Source organism: Pectobacterium carotovorum (assembly GCF_900129615.1).
Lineage (GTDB): Bacteria > Pseudomonadota > Gammaproteobacteria > Enterobacterales > Enterobacteriaceae > Pectobacterium > Pectobacterium carotovorum.
Window position 1 is genome coordinate 2,019 of sequence record NZ_FQWI01000019.1, and the last position, 3,323, is coordinate 5,341.

A 3,323-nucleotide genomic window follows, 5' to 3' on the forward strand; every position below is an offset into this window, starting at 1 on the left:
ATTGCTCTTTAACAATCTGGAACAAGCTGAAAATTGAAACATGACAGCTGAACATACTGACACGACAGTAATGTGGTGTGAGTGATGCATCAGTCTGTCAATGAGTCTCTCAAATAATCGCAGCACGACAGTGACTTTATTTATCAAAGACACCTTCGGGTTGTGAGGTTAAGCGACTAAGCGTACACGGTGGATGCCTAGGCAGTCAGAGGCGATGAAGGGCGTGCTAATCTGCGATAAGCGTCGGTAAGCTGATATGAAGCGTTATACCCGACGATACCCGAATGGGGAAACCCAGTGTGTTTCGACACACTATCATTAACTGAATACATAGGTTAATGAGGCGAACCGGGGGAACTGAAACATCTCAGTACCCCGAGGAAAAGAAATCAACCGAGATTCCCCTAGTAGCGGCGAGCGAACGGGGAGGAGCCCAGAACCTGAATCAGTTTGTGTGTTAGTGGAAGCGTCTGGAAAGTCGCACAGTAAAGGGTGATAGTCCCGTACACAAAAATGCACAAGTTGTGAGTTCGATGAGTAGGGCGGGACACGTGACATCCTGTCTGAATATGGGGGGACCATCCTCCAAGGCTAAATACTCCTGACTGACCGATAGTGAACCAGTACCGTGAGGGAAAGGCGAAAAGAACCCCGGCGAGGGGAGTGAAATAGAACCTGAAACCGTGTACGTACAAGCAGTGGGAGCCTACTTGTTAGGTGACTGCGTACCTTTTGTATAATGGGTCAGCGACTTATATTCTGTAGCAAGGTTAACCGTATAGGGGAGCCGCAGGGAAACCGAGTCTTAACTGGGCGTTAAGTTGCAGGGTATAGACCCGAAACCCGGTGATCTAGCCATGGGCAGGTTGAAGGTTGGGTAACACTAACTGGAGGACCGAACCGACTAATGTTGAAAAATTAGCGGATGACTTGTGGCTGGGGGTGAAAGGCCAATCAAACCGGGAGATAGCTGGTTCTCCCCGAAAGCTATTTAGGTAGCGCCTCGTGAATTCATCTTCGGGGGTAGAGCACTGTTTCGGCTAGGGGGTCATCCCGACTTACCAACCCGATGCAAACTACGAATACCGAAGAATGTTATCACGGGAGACACACGGCGGGTGCTAACGTTCGTCGTGAAGAGGGAAACAACCCAGACCGCCAGCTAAGGTCCCAAAGTCATGGTTAAGTGGGAAACGATGTGGGAAGGCACAGACAGCCAGGATGTTGGCTTAGAAGCAGCCATCATTTAAAGAAAGCGTAATAGCTCACTGGTCGAGTCGGCCTGCGCGGAAGATGTAACGGGGCTAAACCATGCACCGAAGCTGCGGCAGCGACACTTAGGTGTTGTTGGGTAGGGGAGCGTTCTGTAAGCCGTCGAAGGTGGCCTGTGAGGGCTGCTGGAGGTATCAGAAGTGCGAATGCTGACATAAGTAACGATAATGCGGGTGAAAAACCCGCACGCCGGAAGACCAAGGGTTCCTGTCCAACGTTAATCGGGGCAGGGTGAGTCGACCCCTAAGGCGAGGCTGAAAAGCGTAGTCGATGGGAAACAGGTTAATATTCCTGTACTCGGTGTTACTGCGAAGGGGGGACGGAGAAAGCTAGGTTATCCGGGCGACGGTTGTCCCGGTTTAAGCGTGAAGGTGGATGACTTTGGTAAATCCGGGTCGTCATTAACACTGAGGCGTGATGACGAGTCACTACGGTGATGAAGTAACCAATGCTACGCTTCCAGGAAAAGCCTCTAAGCTCCAGGTAACATCAAATCGTACCCCAAACCGACACAGGTGGTCAGGTAGAGAATACTCAGGCGCTTGAGAGAACTCGGGTGAAGGAACTAGGCAAAATGGTGCCGTAACTTCGGGAGAAGGCACGCTGATGGTAGGTGAAGTGACTTGCTCATGGAGCTGAAATCAGTCGAAGATACCAGCTGGCTGCAACTGTTTAATAAAAACACAGCACTGTGCAAACACGAAAGTGGACGTATACGGTGTGACGCCTGCCCGGTGCCGGAAGGTTAATTGATGGGGTCAGCCGCAAGGCGAAGCTCTTGATCGAAGCCCCGGTAAACGGCGGCCGTAACTATAACGGTCCTAAGGTAGCGAAATTCCTTGTCGGGTAAGTTCCGACCTGCACGAATGGCGTAATGATGGCCAGGCTGTCTCCACCCGAGACTCAGTGAAATTGAACTCGCTGTGAAGATGCAGTGTACCCGCGGCAAGACGGAAAGACCCCGTGAACCTTTACTATAGCTTGACACTGAACCTTGAGCCTTGATGTGTAGGATAGGTGGGAGGCTTTGAAGCGTGGACGCCAGTCTGCGTGGAGCCAACCTTGAAATACCACCCTTTAATGTTTGATGTTCTAACGTGGACCCGTAATCCGGGTTGCGGACAGTGTCTGGTGGGTAGTTTGACTGGGGCGGTCTCCTCCCAAAGCGTAACGGAGGAGCACGAAGGTTAGCTAATCCTGGTCGGACATCAGGAGGTTAGTGCAAAGGCATAAGCTAGCTTGACTGCGAGAGTGACAGCTCGAGCAGGTGCGAAAGCAGGTCTTAGTGATCCGGTGGTTCTGAATGGAAGGGCCATCGCTCAACGGATAAAAGGTACTCCGGGGATAACAGGCTGATACCGCCCAAGAGTTCATATCGACGGCGGTGTTTGGCACCTCGATGTCGGCTCATCACATCCTGGGGCTGAAGTAGGTCCCAAGGGTATGGCTGTTCGCCATTTAAAGTGGTACGCGAGCTGGGTTTAGAACGTCGTGAGACAGTTCGGTCCCTATCTGCCGTGGGCGTTGGAAGATTGAGAGGGGTTGCTCCTAGTACGAGAGGACCGGAGTGAACGCACCACTGGTGTACGGGTTGTGATGCCAATTGCATTGCCCGGTAGCTAAGTGCGGAAGAGATAACCGCTGAAAGCATCTAAGCGGGAAACTTGCCTCGAGATGAGTCTTCCCTGGGTACTTGATACCCCTGAAGGGCCGTTGAAGACGACGACGTAGATAGGCTGGGTGTGTAAGCGTAGCGATACGTTGAGCTAACCAGTACTAATGACCCGAGAGGCTTAACCTTACAACACCGAAGGTGTTTTGAGAGTGACTCATAGAGACGTGTTTTGATAGTTAGCTTGTTCAAAGATTGGTTCTGATGGTTGTGCGAGAGCGTGAGCGAAGCATGACGGTTGGGATGAAACAGAATTTGCCTGGCGGCGATAGCGCGGTGGTCCCACCTGACCCCATGCCGAACTCAGAAGTGAAACGCCGTAGCGCCGATGGTAGTGTGGGGCTTCCCCATGTGAGAGTAGGGAACTGCCAGGCATCAA

General features: G+C 51.9%; 2 rRNA genes. Both read left to right on the forward strand.

The features are described 5' to 3' along the window. Positions 1-166 precede the first annotated feature (166 nt). A 23S ribosomal RNA gene (locus BUB06_RS21625) occupies positions 167-3,073 on the forward strand. Positions 3,074-3,202: 129 nt separating this feature from the next. Further along, positions 3,203-3,318, forward strand: a 5S ribosomal RNA gene (rrf, locus tag BUB06_RS21630). Positions 3,319-3,323: the final 5 nt, after the last annotated feature.